The 21,760-nt window shown below is 70.0% G+C and carries 23 protein-coding genes; 7 read left to right on the forward strand and 16 right to left on the reverse strand.

Translation table 11 applies throughout. The annotated features are described in order from the left end of the window. Positions 1-29 precede the first annotated feature (29 nt). Entirely contained in the window at positions 30-467 is a 438-nt protein-coding gene (locus tag AB0L56_RS08420) for a GNAT family N-acetyltransferase (protein WP_365420362.1), read from the forward strand. Positions 468-596: 129 nt separating this feature from the next. Further along, a complete protein-coding gene (locus AB0L56_RS08425) occupies positions 597-1,190 on the forward strand; it encodes a histidine phosphatase family protein (RefSeq protein WP_365420365.1) in 594 nt (197 codons plus the stop codon). Here AB0L56_RS08425 and AB0L56_RS08430 read toward each other — a convergent pair. The 3 genes from AB0L56_RS08430 to AB0L56_RS08440 form a co-directional block, all read right to left on the reverse strand. Continuing rightward, positions 1,172-1,612, reverse strand: coding sequence for a DUF6314 family protein (locus AB0L56_RS08430; protein ID WP_365420684.1), 441 nt, complete (start codon positions 1,610-1,612; stop codon positions 1,172-1,174). The genes AB0L56_RS08425 and AB0L56_RS08430 overlap by 19 nt on opposite strands. Positions 1,613-1,717: 105 nt before the next feature. Further along, entirely contained in the window at positions 1,718-1,900 is a 183-nt protein-coding gene (locus AB0L56_RS08435) for a hypothetical protein (RefSeq protein WP_365420368.1), read from the reverse strand. Between the two features lie 169 nt (positions 1,901-2,069). Continuing rightward, positions 2,070-3,221, reverse strand: a complete 1,152-nt coding sequence (locus AB0L56_RS08440; protein ID WP_365420371.1) for a hypothetical protein — start codon at positions 3,219-3,221, stop codon at positions 2,070-2,072. Between the two features lie 211 nt (positions 3,222-3,432). Here AB0L56_RS08440 and AB0L56_RS08445 point away from each other — a divergent pair, with 211 nt between their 5' ends. Together AB0L56_RS08445 and AB0L56_RS08450 are read left to right on the forward strand one after the other, a co-directional pair. Beyond that, entirely contained in the window at positions 3,433-3,882 is a 450-nt protein-coding gene (locus tag AB0L56_RS08445; protein WP_361034279.1) for a DUF1931 family protein, read from the forward strand. 82 nt (positions 3,883-3,964) lie between these two features. After that, on the forward strand, positions 3,965-5,158 hold the full coding sequence (locus tag AB0L56_RS08450) for a PP2C family protein-serine/threonine phosphatase (protein ID WP_365420687.1): 1,194 nt from the start codon (positions 3,965-3,967) through the stop codon (positions 5,156-5,158). Here the strand turns inward: AB0L56_RS08450 and AB0L56_RS08455 are convergent. The 3 genes from AB0L56_RS08455 to AB0L56_RS08465 are packed head-to-tail and all read right to left on the reverse strand — an operon-like array spanning position 5,121 to position 8,003. Further along, positions 5,121-5,624, reverse strand: coding sequence for a DUF2267 domain-containing protein (locus AB0L56_RS08455; protein WP_361034273.1), 504 nt, complete (start codon positions 5,622-5,624; stop codon positions 5,121-5,123). The genes AB0L56_RS08450 and AB0L56_RS08455 overlap by 38 nt on opposite strands. Before the next feature lie 34 nt (positions 5,625-5,658). After that, the gene (locus AB0L56_RS08460) at positions 5,659-6,051 is read right to left on the reverse strand and encodes a DUF2267 domain-containing protein (protein ID WP_365420375.1); all 393 of its coding nucleotides are present in this window, start codon (positions 6,049-6,051) and stop codon (positions 5,659-5,661) included. A gap of 20 nt (positions 6,052-6,071) precedes the next feature. Further along, the gene (locus AB0L56_RS08465) at positions 6,072-8,003 is read right to left on the reverse strand and encodes an MFS transporter (RefSeq protein WP_365420378.1); all 1,932 of its coding nucleotides are present in this window, start codon (positions 8,001-8,003) and stop codon (positions 6,072-6,074) included. Between the two features lie 145 nt (positions 8,004-8,148). Between AB0L56_RS08465 and AB0L56_RS08470 the strand changes: the two genes are divergently transcribed. Further along, positions 8,149-8,370, forward strand: a complete 222-nt coding sequence (locus tag AB0L56_RS08470; RefSeq protein ID WP_365420381.1) for a hypothetical protein — start codon at positions 8,149-8,151, stop codon at positions 8,368-8,370. Positions 8,371-8,460: 90 nt separating this feature from the next. Here the strand turns inward: AB0L56_RS08470 and AB0L56_RS08475 are convergent, their stop codons facing one another. Genes AB0L56_RS08475 through AB0L56_RS08520 form a run of 10 tightly spaced genes read right to left on the reverse strand, consistent with a single transcriptional unit; the run spans position 8,461 to position 18,584 of the window. Further along, the gene (locus AB0L56_RS08475) at positions 8,461-8,958 is read right to left on the reverse strand and encodes an Hsp20/alpha crystallin family protein (RefSeq protein WP_365420384.1); all 498 of its coding nucleotides are present in this window, start codon (positions 8,956-8,958) and stop codon (positions 8,461-8,463) included. 47 nt (positions 8,959-9,005) lie between these two features. Beyond that, positions 9,006-10,790 (reverse strand): FAD-dependent oxidoreductase, encoded by a 1,785-nt coding sequence (locus AB0L56_RS08480; RefSeq protein WP_365420387.1) that lies wholly within the window; start codon positions 10,788-10,790, stop codon positions 9,006-9,008. Then, positions 10,790-11,050, reverse strand: coding sequence for a UBP-type zinc finger domain-containing protein (locus tag AB0L56_RS08485; RefSeq protein WP_361034255.1), 261 nt, complete (start codon positions 11,048-11,050; stop codon positions 10,790-10,792). The genes AB0L56_RS08480 and AB0L56_RS08485 overlap by 1 nt, the downstream gene beginning before the upstream one ends. A gap of 6 nt (positions 11,051-11,056) precedes the next feature. Next, a complete protein-coding gene (gene trxA, locus AB0L56_RS08490) occupies positions 11,057-11,515 on the reverse strand; it encodes a thioredoxin (RefSeq protein WP_365420391.1) in 459 nt (152 codons plus the stop codon). After that, the gene (gene clpB, locus AB0L56_RS08495; RefSeq protein ID WP_365420394.1) at positions 11,512-14,151 is read right to left on the reverse strand and encodes an ATP-dependent chaperone ClpB; all 2,640 of its coding nucleotides are present in this window, start codon (positions 14,149-14,151) and stop codon (positions 11,512-11,514) included. The genes trxA and clpB overlap by 4 nt, the downstream gene beginning before the upstream one ends. Further along, complete coding sequence (locus AB0L56_RS08500) at positions 14,142-14,549, reverse strand: chaperone modulator CbpM (RefSeq protein WP_361034246.1); 408 nt, start codon at positions 14,547-14,549, stop codon at positions 14,142-14,144. Before AB0L56_RS08500 ends, clpB begins: the two co-directional genes overlap by 10 nt. Next, a complete protein-coding gene (locus AB0L56_RS08505; protein WP_365420398.1) occupies positions 14,546-15,499 on the reverse strand; it encodes a J domain-containing protein in 954 nt (317 codons plus the stop codon). Before AB0L56_RS08505 ends, AB0L56_RS08500 begins: the two co-directional genes overlap by 4 nt. Positions 15,500-15,505: 6 nt before the next feature. Further along, positions 15,506-16,123: a nucleotide exchange factor GrpE gene (grpE, locus tag AB0L56_RS08510; protein ID WP_365420401.1), complete on the reverse strand. Its 618-nt coding sequence runs from the start codon at positions 16,121-16,123 to the stop codon at positions 15,506-15,508. Positions 16,124-16,132: 9 nt separating this feature from the next. After that, complete coding sequence (gene dnaK / locus AB0L56_RS08515; protein ID WP_365420403.1) at positions 16,133-18,043, reverse strand: molecular chaperone DnaK; 1,911 nt, start codon at positions 18,041-18,043, stop codon at positions 16,133-16,135. A gap of 52 nt (positions 18,044-18,095) precedes the next feature. After that, positions 18,096-18,584: a general stress protein gene (locus AB0L56_RS08520; RefSeq protein ID WP_365420406.1), complete on the reverse strand. Its 489-nt coding sequence runs from the start codon at positions 18,582-18,584 to the stop codon at positions 18,096-18,098. 245 nt (positions 18,585-18,829) lie between these two features. On the opposite strand from AB0L56_RS08520, the gene AB0L56_RS08525 reads away from it, so the two are divergent. Next, positions 18,830-20,617 (forward strand): helix-turn-helix domain-containing protein, encoded by a 1,788-nt coding sequence (locus tag AB0L56_RS08525; RefSeq protein ID WP_365420409.1) that lies wholly within the window; start codon positions 18,830-18,832, stop codon positions 20,615-20,617. Between the two features lie 94 nt (positions 20,618-20,711). Beyond that, positions 20,712-21,740 (forward strand): N-acetyl-gamma-glutamyl-phosphate reductase, encoded by a 1,029-nt coding sequence (argC, locus tag AB0L56_RS08530; protein ID WP_365420412.1) that lies wholly within the window; start codon positions 20,712-20,714, stop codon positions 21,738-21,740. Positions 21,741-21,760 lie beyond the last annotated feature (20 nt).

Consider the following 21,760-nt stretch of genomic DNA (forward strand, 5'->3'; position numbering starts at 1 on the left):
CGGGCCCGGCGGCCTGGGAGCATCCCGCCATGACCGACATCCCGCGCCTGCCCGAGGGCTACGAGATCTCCACGGACCCCGCCAGGATCGACGCCGCCCGGGTGCACCGGTGGCTGTCCACCGACGCGTACTGGGCGCTGGGCCGGTCCCGGGACAAGCAGGACCGGGCGATAGGGGGCTCGCTCAACTTCGGCGTCTACGAGACGGTCTCGGGGGACCAGGTGGCCTACGCCAGAGTCGTCACCGACCGGGCGACGTTCGCCTGGCTGTGCGATGTGTACGTCGACCCGTCGGCGCGGGGCAAGGGGATCGGTACCGCGCTGGTCGCGGCCGCACGGGAGGAGCTGCGCTCCCACGGGCCGAAACGCGTCATGCTGGCCACGCACGACGCGCACGCCGTCTACGAGAAGCTGGGGTTCCGCCCACTGGACCGGCCCGACCACTACCTGGCGCTCGCCTTCGAGTGAGACCGGCGGGACGACGTTTCGGGCGACTTGTCCGGCGCGTCCTTACCAGCCAGTAAGTCGACGGCCACCCGGAGTGACGGCGGGGCGGCACCTCTTGACCAGTTGACTCCGGCGACTGACGATCGCCGCATGGCACTCCGGGTCACGTTCGTCGCCGCCGCGGGGAGCTCCTCGGTGCTCGCGGAGCGTTTCGAGGACCTCCGGCCGCTGGACCAGGCCGGATGGAACGAGGTGCAACGGGCCGCGCCCGAACTGCTGCCGCTCGCGGCGGCCGATCTGCGCTACTGCTCCCCGGCCCCGCGCAGCCGTGCCACCGGGGAGGGGCTGGGCTACGCACCGCTGGTGCAGCTGGCCCTGCGCGACTGCGACATGGGCCGGTGGCGGGGGCTCACCCTGGGCGAGGCGATGGCCCGGGAGCCGGAGTCCGTGGACGCCTGGCTGGCCGACCCGCGCGCCACGCCGTACGGCGGGGAGTCGCTGATGGACTTCATCGGCCGTGTCGGCGGCTGGCTGGACACCCGGCCGGTCGAGGACGGCTGCCGGGTCGTCGCCGTGGCCGAGCCCTCGGTGATCCGCGCGGCCCTGGTGTACGTGCTCAAGGCGCCGCCCGCCACGTACTGGAGCATCGACGTCCGCTCGCTGTCGACGATCAGTGTCACCGGCCGGGCGGGCCGCTGGAGCCTGCGCCTGGAAGGGGTCTCGGCTCAGCCGATGCGCGCGTAGCCGGTGGTCAGCTCCAGATCCTTGGCGGGACCTCGCACCCGCCAGACCACCCGCCAGTGGCCGGCGTCCCGAACGGTGAACTCGCCCCGGTAGAGGTCCGCCGAGCAGGGATGGTCGGCGACGTACCGGCCGGTCCTGAGGTCCAGGTCGTGGAACGGCCGGCCGTCCGCGAACCGTACGTCCGCCGTACCGTCCGGCCCCGGCAGGAAGCGCAGGGTCCGCTCCGCGGGCCGGGTGACGCCCCGCCAGGTGAAGTCGCCGGACTCCCGGTACAGCAGGCCGCCGCCCACCAGCGGGCCGAAGACGACCGTCCCCTCGAAGCGGCCCCCGTCGCCGCTCGCCAGGTCCCGCACGGTCCGCTCCGCCCGCCAGCGGCCTTCCAGGTAGCTCAGCGCCTCAGGTACCGGCCAGAAGTCGCCCATGGTGCCTCGCTCCCGCATGCTCTCCGCCCACGTCCGACCCTAGCGGGCAAGCGGACGGCCGCCGCCCCACCCCCCGTGAGGGCGGCGGCCGGTGCCCGCACGTCGTCAGCTGGGGTTCCGGTCCCCGGACAGGGCGGGGAAGGCGCCCGCACCGGAGGCGGCGTCGACGGTCACCCGGACCGCCTCCGCGGCGGCCGGCGGGGGCTCGGGCGGCGCTACGGCGGCCGGGGCGGTCACCGTAGCGCCGAGAGCGACAACGGCGACGGCGCACAGAACCGGCTTCGGCACGACGTGACTCCGATCGATGAGGTTCCGGGATGCGGGCACCTCTCGATCGTGGCGGCAGCAACGGTCGCCGCACCTCCTCCCAGGGCGTGACCGCCTCCGCCCCCCGGAGGAGGCCACCTCCATCCGGACGATGACCTACCACCGCCGTATGCCCCGCCTCGGACCCCGGCTAGTCACCGCGGTGTTTCTGAAGCCTCTCGCGACGTTGCTGTTCGCGCTTGGAGTAGGCGGCTGCTCGGATCGCCTCGTCGCTTTCCAGACTTGATCCCAGCGCACCGCCCACCGTGGCGACCGAAGCGACGAGCCAGGCCAGCGTCAGGTACTCGCCGGCGCGCAACGGGGTCCGCGCAAACATGGTGAACACCTGGCCGGTGAGGATGAAATAGGCCCACGCAAGGTTGATGACCAGCAATCCCACGTAGCAGACGAGCACCCCGATACCCACGGTCAGGACTGTCGAGGCGTTGTACAGAACCGCCCTCTTCCACGCTTCCGGCGAGACCTCCGATTTTCGGTGCCACAGGTGCGCGTCCACGATCAGCCAGCCGGTCATGAGTGCGACGGATCCCACCATGGCGATCACGAGACGCGGCGTGCTCAGGGTAACGGCCAGACTCCAGATGACGCCGTTCACGGTGGCAACCGCTCCCGTCGCGAGTGCGGCCGCCAGACCTTTCGACAAGCCCGGCACCAGCCGCCACGGCCGGTTGGCCCGGACCATGCCGACGAGCACCCTCATGTTTCCGCGCGGACCGCCGGTGATATACCGAAGATCGGCGCTCTCGTCCTCAACGAACGGGTCCGGACGGACGGGCGCGAGAGGCTCGTCGAAGGGCCGCTGCGGCGGTGCACCTCGCGTCTCTTCCTCAGCCTCGGCGTCCCGACGGCCCGCCAGGCTGAGCACGGCCTTCTCCACGGCCCTCAGGGCCCTCGTCTCCTGCCGCCAGCCTCCCAGCGAGGGAAGGGACAGCAGCGCCAGGCTGTATTCGTAACTCAGATCCACCACGAGTTTGCGTCCGTGCGAGTGCAGCGGAAGGTCGGTGAGGGCTACGACGATGTCCCAGTCCTCTCCGTTTGCGCGTTCCATGATCCGGCGCATCACGGTGGGCGGGTCCTCGGCGGCCCCTGCGGTGATGGGCTCACTGACCACCGTGACGTCGAACTGTCGCTCCTCGCCCGACTTTTTGGCGAGCCGATCAGGAAGTCTCCGGGCGATACGCTGAGCGACCTCCGTCGGCGCGTCCGGATCAGCCAGGAGGGCCACGACCGTAGCGCCCTCCGACGACTTCGTCATGGCTGGACCTTTCTCGTCGGCTGCCACGCGACCGCAGGTTCCCCACAGATGATGCCCCCGGATCGGCGTCGTCGCCACGCGGGACGGTCCGCGACTGCCGGCTGGGCCTGACAGGGCAATGCGGGTTGGGCCGGTTGGGCCCGGCGTGCGCATGCGTTCCCGCGCCCCATCGGCCACCCTGGCTGAAAGACAGGGCGGCTGGGAGCCGCCCCGGCGCCCGCAGCCGGAGGTTGCCATCATGACCGTGATGTCCATCGCCAGGTTCGAGAGGTTCTTCCGTACGGCCGCAGGGCTGGACGTCGACAAGAACGATCTCAAGCGTTACAGCGACTTCGTCGACGCCAAGCTCTACGATCTGCTGACCGTCGCCCAGGCCACGGCCAAGGCCAACGCGCGCGACATCATCCAGACCTCCGACCTGCCGATCACGAAAGGCCTGCAGGAGAGCATTCATCGCTTCCGGAACATCGACGAGGAAGTAGAACTCAAGCCGATCCTTGAACAGCTGGCCACCCACCCCCCGCTCGACCGCACGCCCGACCCGGACACCGAGGCCGCCTATCCGGAGATCATCGGCGGACTCAGCCTCGCCCTTGCCGAGAGCTTCAAGATCCTCCACCCCGACCTGAAGAACCCCCAGACCCGGCACTGGGACGAAGCCCGAGCCGTCTTCGACCTGCTTCTGTAAGCCGCGGCGGGCCCCGCCCCCCTGAAGCCGGCGGACCGGTGTGCGGCTTGCGCGGCTGGTCGTCTCGGGAATCATCGAGTGCATGGACAGGAACGCGTCCGTCGGGTCGGCGGAGCTGCTGCTGGAGGAATTCGTCAGGGCGGCCCAGCTGGCATCACCCGCGGAATTGCCCATCGTCCTGAACCGGTACGCCGAGGCCATGGGCCTGGGGACCGCAGCGATCTATCTGGTCGACCTCCAGCAAAGGGTGCTGGTGCCGTTTGTCGAGGGCGAGCCGGATCTGGATCTCGAGACGTCGCTGGCGGGATGGACGTACCGCACCAACTCTCTCCGAGTGGCGGAAACCCCGTCCGACGAGCTGAACGTTTGGCTGCCCCTGGCCGACGGAGCGGAGCGGCTGGGCGTTCTGAAATGGACCATGGGCACCCTCGACGGGCGCACATTGCGGCGCTGCCGAACGACGGCGATGCTCCTCGCGCTGATCATCACATCCAAGCGCACCTACAGCGACACCATCGCGCAGCGCATGCGGACCAGGCCGATGCATCTGCACACGGAGATGGTGAGGGCCTTTCTCCCGCCCCGGTCGATCGGCACCGGGCGGGTTGTTTCGACGGCGGCTCTCGAGCCTGCGTACGAATTGGGCGGCGATGCTTTCGACCACGTCTTCACCGAGGACATCCTGCACACCACCATCCTTGACGGCATGGGGCACGATCTGGCGTCCGGACTGACCACCGCTGTCGCCATGGCGGGCTGCCGTAATGCCCGACGCAACGGGGCAGGCCTCAACGAACTCGTGGGCAAAGTGGACGACGCGCTGGCGAAGTGGCTTCCGGAGCAGTTCTGCACGGGTGTCTTCACGCAGTTGCACATGCGCACCGGTGTGCTCACATGGTGCAACTGCGGTCATCCGGCTCCGTTGCTCATCCGTCGCCACCGTCTGCTCGACAAGGCATTGGAGCGGCCGGCTGAGCCTCCGTTGGGTCTGCCCGCGAGTCTCGCCGAGACCGACCGTCAGGTGCACGAGATCGGCCTCGAACCCGGTGACCGCATACTGCTCTATTCGGACGGCGTCGTGGAGTCACGAAACGAGGAGGGCGAGGAGTTCGGCCTGGAGCGCTTCACCGACTACATCATCCGGTCGACGGCAGCGGGGCAGAACGCTCCGGAAGTGCTGCGCCTGCTGATCCATGCCATCCTCGAGCACCGGCACAACAAACTCACCGACGACGCCACTATTCTGCTGTTCGAGTGGCAGCCCCCTGATCCGTGACCAGTTCCGCCTCCTTCTCCTTCTCCACGTCCTCCACGTCAGGCATGAGCGCGCCGAACGAGTCCGGCACCCGGGTTTTGAGATGCTCCCATTCGCCGGTGCTCACGTGAAGGGCCACAGTGTGCAGGGTGGTGCGTACCAGCCTCTCGGTGCCACCCTCCACCGCATAGGGGAATTCCTGCCGGACCCGTGCGAGGAACTCGTCATTGTGCATCTTCACGGGCACTTCGGCTGGTTTCCAGCCGTCGTAGTAGATGCCCCTGATGATGGTCGGCAGCTGGGCGCCGAACTGTACGGCCGTGTCCACCGGGAGACGATCCCGGAGCGGGTGCAGCACGGCCCGCAGCGCCGCGTAGGACTGCCTACGCCGACTCTTTGGCCATCCGAAGGCTTCCTCGATGTCCTTGAGGAGCCGATTCGCCTTGTCCACCATGGTGTCGAACGAGGAGAAACCTGTGTCAACCATTTCTGTGGGCCTTTCGTTCTGTGTGCCTCAGGCCTCAGTCAGCCAGGTCGGCCTTGCCGAACAGGACCGCATAGCCTGAGGGGAGTTGGCTGATGATCTGATTCAGTTCTCCGCCGGTGACAGCGTCGGCAACGGTGGTCAGGACCGCGCTGGCGTCCCACTGCGCCGTACGCGGCCGGGCGTTGGTGCGCTCGGCGACCCGGCGGTAGAACTCTTCGATCCCGAAGCTCTCGGCCTGCGCCGGCCTGGCCTGCAGCAGGACGTCTCCCAACGGGCCGGGCAGCTGGGATGCGAGATCCTCGACCTCGCCCGGGCTGATCCGTTGGGCCAGCACTTCCAGCACGGCGTTGGTGACGCCTTCGGCTTCGTTCCTGTCCTTGTATTCGCCTCGCTCACGTACACGGGCGAGGAATTCGTCGTACTTCATCGCTGCCTCCTACTGCCCGGTCACCGCTGGTCTCGGGGGCCCTCCTGTGCGCTGGGGGGCCGGTCGGATCCGTCCCCCGGCGCGTACCTGCCGTTCGCAAGGACCTTGGCCCGGTGCTCGCGCTCGGACTCACGCAGGGCACGGCGGAAGCGTCCGGGGCCCCAGGAACGGCCGCCCACGGACTGTTCGAGTTGCTCGCGGCTCGTCGGACCGGATTCCTGGAGCGAGTGGGCTATCTGTTCGACCTCGTCGTCGAGGCTTTGGTCGGCCATGGCGGACGTACGGCTTGCCGCTCCCGTGGTGCCTGCCATTCCCGGCGAGTACATCCTGCTGCCCGGTCCGGTGCCCGGACGGTAGCGGCGGGCGCCGGCGCTCTCCCGCTCCCGGCGGCGGGCGGTGCGGTCGTCGATCCGCTGTTTCCGCTCCTCCGCGGCCCGCCGAACGTGCTCGGGCCGGCTGCGGTCCCGTACGTCCTGGGGCGCGGGCTCGTTGCGCCAGGCTGCGTCGGCTTCCTCAGCGGTGAGCGGCCGCGCGATGTTCTCCAGGGACTGTTGTTCGGCCCGGACACCGAAGAAGACCTCGGCCAGCCCGCCCAGCGCCATGGCTGCCGCTCCGACCAGGAATCCGATGGCCACCAGGTCCGCGTTGCCACTCTGGATCAGATGGCCGAACAGCAGCGGGCCGGTGATTCCGCCCACGGCCGTGCCGATCGCGAAGAACAGCGAGATGGACAAGGCCCGGGTCTCCATGGGGAAGACCTCGCTCACCGTCAGGTAGGCCGAGCTCGCTCCCGCGGAGGCCACGAAGAAGGTCACCGAGACCAGCAGGAAGAACCACCATGCCGTCAGGGAGCCGCTGATCATCAGGATGGCGAGGAGGGTTGCCACGACTGCCGAGCCGAAGTAGGTGCCCGCGATCATCGGCTTTCGGCCCACGGTGTCGAACAGCCGGCCGAGGAGGAGTGGCCCGAGGAAGTTCGCGATGGCGAAGAGGGCCATGAAGTAGGGGACCGTGCCGGAGCCGATGTCGAAGAAGCCGTTCAGAATCGTGCCCAGGTCGAAGACGATCGCGTTGTACAGGAACGCCTGTCCGACGAAGAGCGCCAGACCGAGAAGGGCGCGACGCCGGTACCGCCGCAGAGCCGTGCCGGCGATCTCCCGGAACGGGATGACCTTGCGCTGCCGTACGGTCACCGCCTCGCCCGGTTCCGGCAGCTCGCGGCCGATCTCCTGGCGCACCTCGGCCTCGATCCGGTCGACGATGCGTTCCGCCTCGTCTTCACGCCCGTGGATGAACAGCCAGCGTGGACTCTCCGGCACATGGCGGCGTACCAGCAGGATCCCCAGGCCCAGGATGCCGCCCAGACCGAAGGCCAGCCGCCAGCCGAGGTTGGCTGCCAGCAGACTCTCGTTGAGAAGCAGCACGGCGACCAGGCTGCCGAGCGCGGAACCGACCCAGTAGCTGCCGTTGATGGCCAGATCCACCTGCCCGCGGTTGCGGGCCGGGATCAGTTCGTCGATGGCCGAGTTGATCGCGGCGTACTCTCCGCCGATGCCCATACCGGTGACGAACCGGGCGAGGTAGAGGTACCAGGCGTCGTGGGCGAACGCGGTCGCGACGGTGGCGAGGATGTAGATGCCGAGCGTGACCATGAACAGCTTCTTGCGCCCGTAGCGGTCGGTGAGCCTTCCGAACAGGAGTGCGCCCACACATGCGCCTGCCACGTAGATGGCGGCGGCAGTCCCTATTTGGGCGCTGGTCAGGTTGATGCCGCTGCCCGGCTCGGTCATGCGGGCGGCGACCGCCCCTACGATCGTGACTTCGAGTCCGTCCAGAATCCAGACGGTTCCCAGACCAATGACGATCCGCCAATGGAATCGGGACCACGGCAGCCGGTCAAGCCGGGCGGGGACCTTGGTGGTGACGACACCAAGCTCGGCAGTGGTGCTCATGCCATGCCTCCTTGTTCAGCGCCATGGACTGTTGCCATGAGTGGAACAGAACAGGCCGGAGTGGGCCGGTCCGTCTAGGGTGTCTTCTGTGCTGCGCTGCCGCCTTCTCGGACACCGTTATCGCTTTCTCAGCGAGGGCGACACGATGCTCTGGCACTGCGTGCGTGAGTGCGGAGCGAAGGGAAGCAAGCGGTATCCGACGCCGCAGGACGCCGAGCGTTACGCACGGGCATTCGACCGCGAGGATCTGGCGGACCTGGGCCGGCGAGCACCGCTGGGTCTGCTGCCCCTCCGGCTGCTGCGCGCCTGGCGCCTGCGGCGCCGCAAGCGGGCCGGTGGCGAATCTCCACCGCGTGAGGGCTTGTGACACAGGACGTCATGCACGACTCACCCCGGATGTCGCGGCCGCCGGCCCGGCCGCGGTTCCGGACGGGTGTCCGGAACCGCGGCGTGCGCGTCAGCCGTTGCTTCCGGTTCCTTCACTCGTCTCGCTGATCTCGACGCGCCGGGGCCGTGCGACCTCGGCCTTGGGGATGGTGATGCTGAGCACCCCGTCCGACATCTGCGCATTGATCTTGTCCGTGTCGACCTCTCCGGGCAGCCGCAGCCGATACTCGAAGGCCCCGGTGCGGCGGGTGCTCCGGCGCAGGACGCCTTGGCGTTCCCTCTCCTTGATCTCTCCGGTGACCACCAGCTCCTGGCCGCTCGCCTCGACGTCGATGTCCTTGCTCTTGACGCCGGGGAGTTCGATCTCGACGTGGAAGGCTTCGTCGGTCTCCGTGACATCCGCCAGGGGTGTCCACGCGACTGTGGGCGCCGTACCTCCCACCGTGGATTCGATCAGCCCGCTCATCTCGTTGAGCAGTTGGTCGAACTCCGTCAGCGGATTGCGTGCCCAGCCGAGCGGCCTGGCCGGCGTTACGGCACCTCGGTGGTGCCGGACGGGAGTGGCCATTCCCATCGCCTCCTTCTCCTTCTGGTGATCTCGTCGTCCCCTTGGTGTCATGCGAGCCAAGCGGACTCCTTCGGACGGGTCTGCGGGGAGTCGTCGGTGCTGCCGGGCTCGACCGTGTGGCCCAGGTAGCGGTGCACGAAGTGGATGCTCATCGCGCCGTCGCCGACCGCGGAGGCCACGCGTTTCACCGAGCCGCTGCGGACGTCGCCGGCGGCGAAGACGCCGGGCAGGCTGGTCTCCAGCGTCAGGCAGTCGCGGCCCTGGCTCTGCCACAGGTCGGGGATGGAGCAGGCGGCCTGAGCGTCCGCGCCGGTGAGCACGAAGCCGCGCGCGTCGAGGGCGAGCGCGCCGGAGAGCCACTCGGTGTGCGGGTCGGCGCCGGTGAAGACGAACAGGGCCCGCACCTCGAGGCGGCGGTGCTCGCCCGTACGGTGGTCGACCACGGTGACCGCCTCCAGGACCTTGTCGCCGATGGCCTCGGTGATCTCGGTCCGCAGCAGCACGTGTACCCGCGGATGGCGTTCGACCTGATCGATCAGGTAGCGGGACATGTGCTCCTCGAGGCTCGGCCCACGGACGAGCAGGTACACCTGCGGCGCGTACCCGGCCAGGAAGAGCACGGCCTGGCCCGCGGAGTTGCCGCCGCCCACCACCGCCACCGGGTCGGTACGGCACTGCTGGGCCTCATAGACGGTCGCCGAGTAGTGCACGCTCGCGTACTCCAGCGGTTCGATGCCGGGCACTTCGAGGCGGCGGTAGTGGGCGCCGGTGGCCACGACGAGGGTACGAGCGGTGATCTCGCTGCCGTCGGTGAACCCGACGGCGTAGTGGTCATCCCGCCGTTCGAGCCGGGCGGCCTCCGCCGGAATGCTGATGTGGGCGCCGAACTTGTGTGCTTGCAGCACAGCGCGCTCGGCGAGCTCGGCGCCGGAGATGCCGGTCGGGAAGCCCAGCAGATTCTCGATGCGAGAGGACCTCCCCGCCTGGCCGCCGGTGGCAAGCGCCTCGACCACGGTTGTTCCGAGGCCCTCCGAGGCAGCGTTCACCGCGGCGGCGAGACCGGCCGGCCCGGAGCCGACGATGAGGAGATCGCCGTGGCCGTTGCCCGACGGCAGCGGCGGCAGGCCGATCAACCGGGCCAGTTCGGCGTTGCTCGGATTGCGCAGCAGGGTCGTGTCCCGCCAGATCACCAGCGGCGTCTGCTCCGGACCGACCCCGAAGCGGCGCAGCAGCGCCTCGGCCTCCTGGTCCGTCTCCAGATCGATCCAGCGGTGCGGTAGCCGGTTGCGGGCGGCGAACTCGCGGATCCGCCGGGTGTCGGGCGAGTAGCGCGAGCCGATGATGCGGAAACCGGCGCCCTGCCCGACGAGCAGGGCACGGCGGCCCAGGCAGGCGCGCAGTACCACATCGCCCAGCGAGGGATCCTGGGTCACCAGGTCACGCAGTTGGTCCACGGACAGTTCCAGGATTTCGCCGGGCTCCCTGACCACGGCGGTGTAGAAGGCCACCTGTCCGGTCAGGAGGCCGAGTTCGCCGATGAAGCGGCCAGGGCCGTGGACCCGTAGCAGCCGTTCGCCGGGCGTGCCGTAGCCCTCGACGACGGCGATCGACCCACTGAGGACGACATAGAACGCCTCGCACCGCTCCCCCTCCCGGATCAGCACATCACCGGCGTCCACCGTGCGCCGCCGGCCGCGCTGTGCCAGGCGGGCCATCTCGGCGTCCGACAGGCGCGGATAGGCACCGTAGATGTCGGGAGTCTCGAAGGGGACCCTTTCCTCCGGCTCGCCCGGCAGTGGTGCTGCGCCCGGCCGCGTCTCGTCGCCGGACATCACACGAACGCCTCGTGGACGAAGCACCACCGCCAGTTCTCGCCGGGCTCAAGCGACGCCGCGATCGGATGGCCGTCGGCGGCGGCATGACGGCGGGCGTGCCGGTTCGGCGAGGAGTCGCAGCAGCCGACGTGGCCGCAGGTCAGGCAGACCCTGAGGTGCACCCAGGGGGAGTGGGTGGCCATGCACTCCTCGCACCCCCGGGCGCGAGGGAGGACGGGGCGTACGAGGGCGAGGTGGGGATCGGTCCGTACGGTCATGGCCGGTCATCCTTTCCCGGCCGGCCCGCGGCCGGCGATCGACTGCTCCACCCACCGCCGCAGGGTCGGAGCGGGTGCGGCACCCGCCTGCCGGGCGATGGTCTGTCCTTTGTCCAGGATCAGCAGCGTCGGTACTGCCTGCACCTCGAACCGCTGCGCCAGGCGCGGGTTCTTGTCGATGTCGACCTTCACCAGTTTGATCTTTCCCGCGAGGTCGGTGGCGACCTGTTCCAGCGCCGGGGTCACCATGCGGCAGGGGCCGCACCAGGTGGCCCACAGGTCGACGACGACGGGCACAGTGGCCCGCTCGACGACCTCGGCGAAGTCGTCGTCGCCCGCGTCGGCCATCCAGGGCAGAGGCCGCTTGCAGTTGCCGCACTTGGGGTGGCCCTCGGCAGCCACCGGTACCCGGTTCGTGCGTCCGCAGTGCGGGCAGGTGGCGGTGGTGGCTTGCACGGTACTCACGCGGCACTCGCTCCCTTCACTTCCTCCGGCGGCTCGTAGGTCACCACCAGCTCTCCGTGCTCGGCGTCCACGCGGACCGTCGCGCCGTCCTGGACGTCGCCGCGCAGCAGGGCGCGCCCGACACGTGTCTCGACCTCGTGGGATATGTAGCGCCGCAGCGGCCGGGCCCCGTACACCGGGTCGTAGCCCTGGTGGGCGATGAGCTCTCGGGCCGCCTCGGTGAGTTCCACGGTGATGCGACGCTCGGCGAGGCGGCGTCGCAGTTCGTCGAACTGCAGCTCCACGATCCGCTCGATCTGCTGCTCACCGAGCGGCTTGAACAGCACGATGTCGTCGACGCGGTTGAGGAACTCCGGGCGGAAGTGCCCGCGCAGCTCGCCCATCACCAGGGCGCGGGCGTCCGGCTTGATCTCGCCCTCGGCGGTGGCGCCGTCGAGGAGGTACTGGGAGCCGATGTTGGACGTCATGATGATCACGGTGTTGCGGAAGTCGACGGTGCGGCCCTGGGCGTCGGTGATGCGGCCGTCGTCGAGGACCTGCAGCAGGGTGTTGAAGACATCGGTGTGCGCCTTCTCGATCTCGTCGAACAGCACGACCGAGTACGGCTTGCGGCGTACGGCCTCGGTGAGCTGACCGCCCTCCTCGTAGCCGACGTATCCGGGCGGGGCCCCAACCAGCCGGCTGACGGTGTGCCGCTCCTGGTACTCGCTCATGTCGAGGCGCACCATGTTCTCCTCGGAGTCGAACAGGGCCCGGGCGAGCGTCTTGGCCAGCTCGGTCTTCCCCACGCCGGTGGGACCGAGGAAGATGAACGAGCCGATGGGACGGCGAGGGTCGCGGATGCCGGAGCGGGCGCGGATGATGGCGTCGGCGACGAGCTTGACAGCCTCGTCCTGACCGATGACGCGCTCGCGCAGGATCTCGTCGAGGCGCAGCAGCTTCTCGCGTTCGCCCTCCTGGAGACGGGCAACGGGGATGCCGGTCCAGGACGCGACGATCTCGGCGATCTCCTCCTCGGTGACCACCTCGCGCAGCAACCGGTTCTGCCCCTGCTTGGCGGCCAGTCGCTCCTCCTCGGCCTTCAGCCGGCGCTCCAGATCCTGGAGACGGCCGTAGCGGAGTTCGGCGGCGCGGTTGAGGTCGTAGGCGCGTTCGGCCTCCTCCGCCTCGTGGCGGACCTGCTCCAGTTCCTGGCGCAGCTCCTGCACACGGCGGATGGCCTGCCGTTCGGCCTCCCACTGGGCGTGTTTGGCGTCGGCCTCGCTGCGCAGGTCGGCGAGTTCCTTGCGCAGTTCCTCGAGGCGGGTCTGGCTCGCGGGGTCGGTCTCCTTGGAGAGGGCTGCTTCCTCGATCTCCAGGCGGGTGACGCGGCGGGTTATCTCGTCGAGTTCGGCGGGCATCGAGTCGATCTCGGTACGCAGCCGGGCGCAGGCCTCGTCGACGAGGTCGATGGCCTTGTCGGGCAGGAACCGGTCGGTGATGTAGCGGTGGCTGAGGGTGGCCGCGGACACCAGCGCGGTGTCCTGGATCTTCACGCCGTGGAAGATCTCCAGGCGTTCGCGCAGTCCGCGCAGGATGGAGATGGTGTCCTCCACGCTCGGCTCGTCGACCAGGACCTGCTGGAAGCGGCGTTCGAGGGCGGCGTCCTTCTCGATGTGCTTGCGGTACTCGTCGAGGGTGGTGGCACCGATCATGTGGAGTTCGCCGCGGGCGAGCATCGGCTTGAGCATGTTGCCCGCGTCCATGGCTCCTTCGGCGGCGCCCGCGCCGACCACGGTGTGGAGCTCGTCGACGAAGAGCAGGATGCGCCCCTGGGCCGCCTTCACCTCGGACAGCACCGCCTTGAGGCGTTCCTCGAACTCGCCGCGGTACTTGGCTCCGGCCACCAGAGAGCCCATGTCGAGCGCGAACACGGTCTTGTCGCGCAGGCCTTCGGGCACATCGCCGCGGACGATGCGCTGGGCCAGACCCTCGACGATGGCGGTCTTGCCGACGCCGGGGTCGCCGATGAGGACCGGGTTGTTCTTGGACTTGCGGCTGAGGATCTGGGTGACGCGGCGTATCTCGCCGTCCCGGCCGATCACCGGGTCCAGCTTGCCGTCCCTGGCCTCGGCGACCAGGTCGCGGCCGTACTTCTCCAGAGCCTCGTACGCCACTTCGGGGTTGGCGGAGGTGACCCGCTGGTTACCGCGGATCTGGGTCAGCGCGCTCAGGAACGAGTCCCGGGTGACGCCGTGCTCCTTGAGCAGCCGTCCGGCGGCGGTCGCCGAGCCCTCCTCGGCCAGGGCGAGCAGCAGGTGCTCCACGGACACGTACTCGTCCTTGAGGCGTTTGGCCTCCCGCTCGGCCGCGTCCAGCAGCCGGGACAGGCGCTGGGTGACGAACACCTGGCCCGGAGCCGCACCCGGGCCGGTCACCTTGGGCCGGCGGGCAAGCTCGTCACCCACAGCCGCACGGAGCTCCTCGGGATTCCTGGCCACCTGTTGCAGCAGCCGCGGGATCAGCCCTTCCTCCTGCTCGAGGAGCGCGAGCAGCAGATGCTCACCGTCGACCTCGGTCTGGCCCATGCTGACGGCGGTGGTCTGCGCCTCCTGGAGGGCTTCCTGTGACTTCTGGGTGAGACGGTTCATGTCCATGGCGGTATGTCACTCCTCGTACCGGCGCGGCGCAGTGCGGCTTCGAGCAGGCTGATGCGGTCCAGCAGATCGAGCACCAGACCGATGGATGCGTAGTTGAGACACAGACCCGAGCGCAGCCGCTGAACGCGGGCGAGCACCGCCGGGGCCGCGGAGTCGAACACCAGGCGCCCGGCAGCGTCGCGCTCGGCGTCGACCAGGCCAAGGGCGACGAACCGCCGGACCAGGTCGGGATGGAGGCCGGCGCGGCTTGCCGCGGTGTCCACGGAAAGCCTGGGCACGGGGACGAGCGCGTACCGCACGGCCGTGGAGCCGGCGCTCGCCCGTACGGGACGCCCGCCCGCGTCGGCCCGGGCGGTCCGACCACCGGACGCCCCCCATGAGGTTCGGTCGCTCATGACGTCCTCCTGGGGTCGTACGAAGAGGTGGCGGCGAGCTCCTCGAACAGCTCGCGCTCACGGTCGCTGAGCTTGGGCGGCACCATGATGCTGAGCTCGGCGTACAGGTCGCCGTCGGCACCGCGCGGGTTCGGCATGCCCTCGCCGCGCAGCCGCAGCCGGCGGCCGCTTGACGATCCCGCGGGCACCGTGACCTTGGCGGTGCGGCCGCCCGGGGTGGGCACCGGAACCGTGGCGCCCAGCGCGGCCTCCCAGGGGGTGACCGGAAGCTGCACATACACGTTCCGCCCGTCCAGCCGGAACCGGGGGTGCGGTTGGATACGCACCCGCAGATACAGATCCCCCGGCGGGGCTCCACCGCTGCCCCGTCCGCCCTCGCCCGCCAGGCGGATGCGCTGCCCATCCATGACGCCGGGCGGTACATCGACCTCGTACCGGCGCGGCTGCCCGGTGGGACCGGCGAGCGTGACGGTGCGGCGGCCGCCCCTGTACGCATCCTCGACGGTGAGCGGCAGCTCGGCCTCCTGGTCCGCTCCGGGCACGCTGCCCGGGGCGCCGCCGGCTCCGAACATGGAACCGAGCAGGTCCTCGATGTCGATGCCTTCCGCTCCGAAGGCGTCGCCGAAGCCGTACCGGACACGAGGGCCGCCCGCACCCGCCGTCCTCCGAGCGCGGAAGCCGCCGCCGGGTCCGGCGCCGGCACCGACCCGCTCCTCCCAGTCCTCGGGGACCTTCCGGAAGTCCTCGCCGAAGCGGTCGTAACGGGCCCGGGTCTTGGGATCCGACAGGACGCTGTATGCCTCGTTGAGGTCCTTGAAGCGTTCCTCCGCCCCCGGGTCCTTGTTGACGTCGGGGTGGTACTTGCGGGCGAGTTTGCGATAGGCCTGCTGGATCTCGTCCTGGCTCGCGTTCCGCGACACGCCCAGCGTCTCGTAGAAGTCCCGTGCCATGACCGGTCACTCCCGCTTCGCGACCGTCACCGCGGCGGGCCTGAGCTGGCGTTCACCGTCCCCATAGCCCGGACGCAGCACCTCGACGACCGTCCCCGGTGCTGCGTCGGGGTCGTGGGCGACGCCGACCACCTCGTGCCGGGCCGGGTCGAAGGCGACGCCGGTCTCCGCGTGCCGCGGGTAGCCGAGCAGTTCGAGGACGTTCACCGCCTGGTCGCGGACCGCCTGGACGCCCTCCACGATCGCGCCGGGGTCGGATCCGGCATGACTCAGGGCGAGTTCGAGGTTGTCCAGGACGGGCAGGAAGGCGGCGGCCGTGCGGGACCGCTCGGTCAGCCGCTCCCGCTCCAGTTCCTTGACATGGCGCTTGCGGAGGTTGTCGAGGTCGGCGAGTGCGCGCCGCCAGCGGTCCTCGAGTTCCTTGAGCTCGGCCGTGTACTCGTCCTCGGCCGGGGCGGGGCCGCCGGCCGCGTCGGGGCCGGGTTCCGCATCCGTGTCAGGCCCCGTCCCCGCCGGCCCGCCCGAGGGCGGAAGATCCTCGTGGGGAGGGCTTACGGCGCCCTCCGGAGCCGGGTCGGCCGGGTCCGGCACGGCCGGGTCGGATTGCCTGGGGTGCATCGGCATGGCGGTTCCTCAGTCCTTGTCGAACTCGGCATCGATGACGTCCTCCTCACCGCCACCGCCACTCGGGCCCTCACCGGTCGCAGCGCCCCCGGTGGTGTCCTGCTCGGGGCCGCCCGCGGCGGCGCCGCCCGGTTGTGCCGTCAGCGCCGACAGCACCTGCTGGAGCTCGGAGGTCAGGGGCCGCACCCGCTCCACGCCTGCCTCCTCCTTGACCGCCGCCCGGGCATCCGACACCAGCATCTCGGCGCGTGCCTTCTCATGCGCGGGTGCGGCGTCGCCCAGCTCGGCGAGGCGCTTGTCGACCTGGTACGCGACGGCGTCGAGCTCGTTGCGGGCGTCGACGGCCTCACGCAGGGCCTGGTCCTCGCCGCGGTTGCGCTCGGCCTCCTGGACCATGCGCTCGACTTCGCCGCGGTCGAGGTTGGAGCTCTCGGTGATGGTGATGCCCTGTTCCTTGCCGGTGTCCTTGTCCCGGGCCGTGACGTTGAGAATGCCGTTGGCGTCGACGTCGAAGGTGACCTCGATCTGCGGTTCGCCGCGCGGCGCCGGGCGGATGTCGGTGAGCTGGAAGCGGCCGAGCACCCGGTTGTCGGCGGCCCGTTCGCGCTCGCCCTGGAGGACGACGATGTCGACGGCGGGCTGGTTGTCCTCGGCGGTGGAGAAGGTCTCGGTGCGGCGCACGGGGATGGTGGTGTTCCGCTCGATGATCTTCGTCATCACGCCGCCCCGTGTCTCGACACCCAGCGAAAGGGGCGTGACATCGAGCAGCAGGACATCCTTGACCTCGCCCTTGAGCACCCCGGCCTGGATCGCGGCGCCCAGGGCCACGACCTCGTCGGGGTTGACGCTCATGTTGGGTTCCTTGCCGCCGGTCAGCCGGCGCACCAGCGCCTGGACCGCGGGGATACGGGTGGAACCCCCGACGAGGATCACCTCGTCGATGTCGCTCTCGCCGACCTTGGCATCGCCCATGGCCTGCTGGACCGGTCCCAGGCAGCGCTCCACCAGATCGCTGGTGATCTGCTCGAACGTGGACCGCATCACCGAGTCGGTCAGATGCTTGGGCCCCGAGGCATCGGCCGTGATGAACGGCAGGCTGACCTGCGTCTGCGTCACCGAGCTCAGCTCGGTCTTGGCCTTCTCCGCCGCCTCGAACAGGCGCTGCAGGGCCTGCGGGTCCTTGCGCAGATCGATGCCGTTCTCCTTCTGGAAGTCGTCCGCGAGGTAATCCACCAGACGCCGGTCGAAGTCGTCACCGCCCAGGTGACTGTCGCCCGCCGTGGAACGCACCTCCACCACGCCGTCGCCCACGTCGAGGATGCTCACATCGAACGTGCCGCCGCCGAGGTCGAAGACCAGCACCGTCTCGTGCTGCTTCTTGTCCATGCCGTACGCGAGAGCGGCCGCGGTCGGCTCGTTGATGATCCGCAGCACCTCCAGTCCCGCGATCCGCCCGGCGTCCTTGGTGGCGGTGCGCTGGGCGTCGTTGAAGTAGGCGGGCACGGTGATGACCGCCTCCGTGACCCGCTCCCCGAGCTGCTTGGAGGCGTCGTCGGCGAGTTTGCGCAGTACCTGGGCGCTGATCTCCTCGGGCGCGTAGAGCTTGTCGCGGACCTTGAAGCGGGCGACGCCGCCCGGGCCCTCGACGACGTCGTACGCCACCGCCTTGGCCTCGTCCGAGATCTCGTCGTAGTGCCGGCCGATGAACCGCTTCGCCGAGTAGATGGTGCCCTTGGGATTGAGGATCGCCTGGCGCCGGGCCATCTGGCCCACCAGGCGTTCCCCGGTGTCGGTGAAGGCGACCACGGACGGTGTCGTACGGTGGCCCTCGCTGTTGGGCACGACGGAAGGCTCGCCGCCCTCCCACACGGCGATCACCGAGTTCGTGGTGCCCAGGTCGATGCCCACTGCCTTGGCCATGAGGAACTCCTCCCGGTGCGCGGCATGCGCCGCACCCTGCGGATCCGATCGTTCACGTATGGGCTGGACGTCCGCCGGCGCCGCTGGTCTTGGGCCCGCCGAGCAGCCGTTCGGCCTCATCGGCCACGTCTTCGTCCACGACGACGTCGTACCGGCTGGGCTCCATCGAGCGGACCGAGGCGAAGTCCCGGCGGCCACCCTGCATGGCGTACAGCAGCAGACCGAACAGCGCGCCCACGAGCGCCCCGAAAATCAGGCCGTAGAGGGCGACGAGCAGGGCCGAGACGAGCGGGTCCACCCAGTCCACCAAGCCGAAGAGCCAGCCGATCAGCGCACCGGGAAGGGCCCCGGTCGCCGCACCGTGCAGGGCGGCACGGCCGTAGTCCATACGTCCGATGACCCGCTCGACGAGGCGGATGTCCTGGCCGATGATGGCCACCCTGTCCACAGGGAACCCCTGGTCCACGAGGTGGTCGACGGCGTGTTCGGCCTCCTGGTACGTCTCGTACGTGGCCACCGGCCTGCGAGGCTGCTCGGTCATGGCCCAGTCCTTCCTGCCGGCGTGCACGGCCGCCCGGCACACCCTCCAGACTCGCGAACCGAGCAGCTGTACGCCTGCACCCGGCAGGTCAAAGAACAGCGAAACCGGTCGCCCCGCGAGCATGAGGTAAAACTCCGAAGCCCCGGGTGAGCCGGTCGCAGAGGGGTACGCGGGAGTCGGCTCACCTCTGTGGGAGCTGAAGAGTCCGCTCACCTCTGTGAGAGCTCGGAAAAGGGAGTGATCCCATGGTCGGTCACTCGGCCCGGAACATGCGCCGAGGCCGCCCCGTCCAGGAAGCCGGCCTTCCACGGGGCCGCCCCGGGCGGTACCCGACGGCCCCGTGGACGGGGGCCCGCCCGCACCCTCCCAGCCCTGCCGACCCTCCACACGAACTGCTGGCGCTCTCCCGCGCCCTGTTCGACACCCGCGACGAAGGCGAGATCCTGCGCCTGGCCATGGACCATGTGTCGGACGTCGGCCCGTATCGAGCCGAGGCTGGATACCTCAAGGTGCACGGCCAGCTGGTCCAGCTGGTTCCCAATCCGCAGGGCGGGCCCGACCATGCGTCAGCCGTCGACCGGACGGTGCGCGAGCTGATGGGGCAGGACGGCCCCGTGGCCGTTCCCGGCCGGTCACGGGGCCGCGCCCTGGCCCTCCACGGACCCGGTGGACTGCACGGATACCTCGTGGTGACGTCCCACTCCCGGCCCACCCATGCCCAGCACGTCCTGCTCGCCCTGCTGGTGGGCCTCACCGCCGCGGCCCTGTCGGCTGCCCTCGCGCACCGCCGCCGGCAGGAAGACGCGCTGGAGCTGCAGCGACTGCGACAAGAACGGGCAACCCTCCAGCGGCGGCTGATCTCCCTCGAGGTCAAGGCGGGATATCAGCGGGCCGTGCACGAGGCGCTCGCCCAGGTCGCGGCCGCGGGCGGCGGCGAGAAGGCCATCACCGGCGCCCTGCACGAGCTCACCGGATTTCCTGTGCTGGTGGAGGACCGCTTCGGCCGGCTGCGCTCCTGGACCGGCCCCGGTCGGCCCGACCCCTATCCGGACCCGGACCCCGCACGCCATGAGGAAATGCTCCAGGGGGTCGCCCGGAGAGGCGGACCCGCGCGGATCAAGGACCGGCTCATCTGCGTGATGCGCCCCCGCGGTGAGATCCTGGGAGTGCTGGCCCTGGTCGATCCCCGGGACGAGGCCGACGATTACGCCGTGTTCGCTCTGGAGCACGCCGCCACCTCACTCGCCCTGGAACTGTCGCACCTGCGCCATCTCGCGGGGACGGAGCTGCGACTGCGCCGCGAACTGGTCGACGATCTCCTGGCGGGCACGGACGAGGCGAGCGCCTACGCCCGGTCCGAGGCGTTCGGACACGATCTGCACCGCACCCAGTACGTGGTCGTCGTGCGGTGGGGGAGCCAGATCCCCGACGACGCTTTCGTGCGGACCGTGGGCCGGACGGCCTCGGGCGTGGGCATGCCGTCATTGGTGACCCGGCGTTCCGACCATGTGGTCCTGGTCGCCGAGGGCAGGCCCGACCACCACGCCTTGTACGAGGCGCTCGCCCGGGAGACCGGAACCATCGACGGGACGATCGGGGTCAGCTCCCGCTGCGACACCCCCGGCGTCATCCCCGGCCGCTACCAAGAGGCATTGCGCGCCCTGGAGGTACGCCGCCAGTCCCGAAGCCGGTACGGCACGACGTTCTTCGACGATCTGGGCCTCTACCGCATCCTGGGGCCGGGGAACGACTACCAGGAGCTGGAGGGGTTCGTCCGGGAGTGGCTCGGACAGCTCATCGACTACGACGGCCGGCACCGTGCGGAGCTCGTGGAGACCCTGTCCCGGTACTTCGACTACGGCGGCAACTACGCCGAGACCGCCGAGTCCCTCACGATCCACCGCAGCACGCTTCGCTACCGCCTCCAGCGCATCCGCGAGATCAGCGGCCATGACCTCACCAATGTGGAGGACCGCCTCAACCTGCAGGTCGCGACCCGGGTCTGGAAGATCATGCTGGGCGGGTCCGGCTGAGGAGCCCACGGCGCCGGGCCCGGCTCGGCTGTCGTGATGCCGTTGCATAAAACTGCGGTGCTGCGTATAGTCATGCCCTGTGGGAGGAGGATCCATGACCGTACGTACCGCAGTGGCCGGGGCGAGTGGATACGCGGGCGGGGAACTGCTGCGTCTGCTCCTGGCCCACCCCGGGGTCGAGATCGGCGCCCTGACCGGCAACTCCAACGCCGGGCAGCGGCTCGGCGCGCTCCAGCCGCATCTGCTGCCGCTCGCCGACCGCGTGCTGGAGCCGACCACCCCCGAGGCGCTGGCGGGCCACGACGTCGTGTTCCTCGCGCTGCCGCACGGACAGTCCGCCGCCGTCGCCGAGCAGCTCGGCGAGGACGTGCTCGTGATCGACATGGGCGCGGACTTCCGGTTGCGGAACGCCGACGACTGGGTCCGCTTCTACGGCTCCCCGCACGCCGGTACCTGGCCCTACGGCCTGCCCGAACTGCCGGGTGCGCGCGCCGCGCTGGAGGGGTCCAAGCGCGTCGCGGTGCCCGGTTGCTACCCCACCGCCGTCTCCCTGGCCCTCTTCCCGGCGTACGCCGCCGGCCTCGCCGAGCCCGAGGCGGTGATCGTCGCCGCCTCCGGGACCTCCGGCGCCGGCAAGGCCCTCAAGCCGCACCTGCTGGGCTCCGAGGTCATGGGCTCCATGTCGCCGTACGGCGTGGGCGGCGGACACCGGCACACCCCCGAGATGATCCAGAACCTCAGCGCGGCGGCCGGCGAGCGCGTCTCCGTCTCCTTCACCCCGACCCTCGCGCCGATGCCCCGGGGCATCCTCGCCACCTGCACCGCGAAGGCCGGCCCCGGCGTCACCGCCGACGGGGTGCGCGCCGCGTACGAGAAGGCCTTCGCCGACGAGCCCTTCGTCCACCTCCTCCCCGAGGGACAGTGGCCCGCGACCGCCTCCGTGTACGGCTCCAACGCCGTGGCCGTGCAGGTCGCGTACGACGCCGCCGCGGGCCGGATCGTCGCGATCAGCGCCATCGACAACCTGACCAAGGGCACCGCGGGCGGTGCCGTCCAGAGCATGAACATCGCCCTGGGTCTCGACGAGACCACCGGGCTGACGACGACCGGAGTCGCGCCGTGAGCGACGCACGCGCAGCCGCC

The sequence above is a fragment of the Streptomyces sp. NPDC052079 genome (genome assembly GCF_040680275.1).
Lineage (GTDB): Bacteria > Actinomycetota > Actinomycetes > Streptomycetales > Streptomycetaceae > Streptomyces.